Source organism: Streptomyces capoamus, from assembly GCF_014654935.1.
Classification (GTDB): Bacteria; Actinomycetota; Actinomycetes; order Streptomycetales; family Streptomycetaceae; genus Streptomyces; species Streptomyces capoamus.
The window spans coordinates 73,048-73,694 of record NZ_BNBF01000008.1; the positions used below are offsets into that span (position 1 = coordinate 73,048).

General features: G+C 73.9%; 1 protein-coding gene. It reads left to right on the forward strand.

What is annotated here, in order from left to right:
• On the forward strand, positions 1 to 647 hold a 647-nt coding region (locus IE312_RS40120), incomplete at both ends, for a histidine kinase (protein WP_229899771.1).

Genomic DNA, 647 nt, shown 5'->3' on the forward strand with positions numbered 1-647 from the left:
GCCGTGGTGGTGGCCGGCGCGGTCGTGGCCATGCTCGTCGCCGTGGCGGGCTCGGACGCCGGCGGCGGGACCGTGCTGTGCGGGCTGCTCGCCCTGACGCCGGTGCTGCTGACCCTGGTGCGCCCGGTCGGCGCGTTCTGGGTGTCGTTCGCGGCGACGGCCGCCACCGCCGTCCTCGGCAGCAGCTGGGGCAGCTGGCCCTGGCTGCCGGGCAGCCTCGTCTCCCACCTGCTGGTGCTCACGATCGTCGCGATCCGTACCCGTCCGCGCACGGCGGCCTGGATGTGGCTGCTGACCGCGCTGTACGGCTTCTGGGCCGAGAGCGTCCTCGGCTCCGCGCACTACGACACCGACACCGCGCCCATGCTGGTCGTGTCCGCGCTGGCCCTGCTGGTCGTCACGGTCGGGCACGTACGCCGGCAGGCCGAGCGGCAGGTGACCGCCCAGCAGACGGTGACCGAGCACGAGCGTTCGCGGCGCACCCTGCTGGAGGAGCGCACCACGATCGCCCGTGAACTGCACGACGTGGTCGCCCACCACATGTCGGTGGTCGCCATCCAGGCGGAGGCCGCGCCGTACCGGGTGCAGAACCCGCCGCCGGAGCTGGAGAAGGCGTTCACCACCATCCGGGAGAACGCGGTGGCGGC